General features: G+C 77.4%; 1 pseudogene. It reads right to left on the bottom strand.

Going from position 1 to position 1,502, the window contains the following annotated elements:
* A pseudogene (locus B9S61_RS04680) lies at positions 1-1,502 on the bottom strand (serine protease); the annotation flags it as partial.

Genomic DNA, 1,502 nt, shown 5'->3' with positions numbered 1-1,502 from the left:
CCGGCGCGCGGGCGAGCAGCAGACCGGTGCGGTGCACGAGGACGCGCAGCTCGGGGCCGGTGCTCCGGGCGGCGCCGCGCAGCACCGCCTCCATGACGGCAGGGTCCGGCTCCCGGGCGAGCAGGACGTCCAGCAGTTCTCGGCGCAGCGGGCGCGAGACCCTGGCGCCGGGGGCGGCGAGCACACCGGCGAGGACCAGCCGGAGCGGTTGCGGACCGTCTTCCAGCAGGCCGGTGAGCAGGGTCCGGAGTACGGCACGGTCGGCGGGGCCGTCCCGGTCCAGTCGCCGGTCGGCGTACGCGGCCACGTGCCCGGTCAGCTCGGGCCGCCGTTCCGCGGTCTCCCGCACGACTGAGGCGACCCGCCGGGCGAGGGCGGGAGTGGTGGCGTCGGCGAGGACGTGGAAGGTGCCCGCCGGGTCCGCCGCCCGGGCCAGCCTTGTACGGAAGGCGTCGAGTACGGGGCCCGGGTGGGTCCCGAGGGCGTCGGTCAGCGCGCTCGGCGGAAAGTGCGGGTCGCCGTCCGCGAAGTGGGCCAGGGCCCGCTTGAGGTGCCGGTCCCTGCTGTCGGCGTCGCGGACGAGGAGGGCGAGGGCACCGCCGTACAGTTCGCGGTCGGCGGTGCGGACGAGTACGGCGAGGGCCGCGTACCTCAGCAGGGTGCGGTCGGCCGGGTCGCGCGCGTACGGGGCGGCCCGCAGGCCGTAGGTGATCGCCGCGGCCCGGCGTGCGGGACGCTCGTCCCGTGCCCAGCGGTCGACGGCCCGGCACATCGCCGCGGGCTCCTCCTCCGTCAGCACGGTGAGCAACTGGTCGGCGCGCCGGTGCGCACTGTCGGCGAGGGCCTCCGTCAGCGCGTCCAGGGCCTCGTGCCGGTGGGTGTGCAGCAGCGCCTGCGCGGCCGTGGCGACGGTGGCGTGCGGGGTGGCGGGCAGCGGCCGCTCGTCCTCGAACCAGCGCACCAGGTACGGCAGTACGGCCATGGGGTCGGTGGCGAGCAGACGGGCGGCGGCGTCCAGGAAGCGGGGGCCGCTCTCGCACGGCGGGCCGTCGGCGTGGACCAGCCGGCGCAGCAGGGCGCACCGTGCCTCCAGCGGCAGCCGGAGCGCGGTCCAGAAGGCGGGGCCGAGCTCCGGCGGCACCGTCCGCCGCTGCTCCCGCCACGCCACGATCCGGTCGGTGAGCAGCCTCAGCACCTCCGTGTACGGGGTGGCGTCGGGGACGCGAGCGAGGGTCCCCGTGAGCAGGCGGGCCGCCCACCACGAGCCGGGGTCGGCGTCGAGGGCGTGGGTGAGGTCCACGAGGCGTGAGGCCAGGCGGCCGGTGCCGTGCCGGCGGGCGAGGAACAGCAGGGCCTCGACGACGGGGCCGACGCGGTGGTGCGGGACGGCGGCGGTGTTCTGCGGGTGGTCGTGGACCAGGGCGTGCAGGGCGCCGTCCACGTCGAGGTGGCTGCCCTGGAGCCAGTGGGCGACCGCCTCGTGGGCGAACCGGAAGCCGCTG

Origin of the sequence: Streptomyces sp. SM1 (assembly GCF_002910825.1) — a bacterium.
Taxonomy (GTDB): domain Bacteria; phylum Actinomycetota; class Actinomycetes; order Streptomycetales; family Streptomycetaceae; genus Streptomyces; species Streptomyces okerensis.
This window is presented reverse-complemented; position numbering and strand designations above follow the sequence as displayed.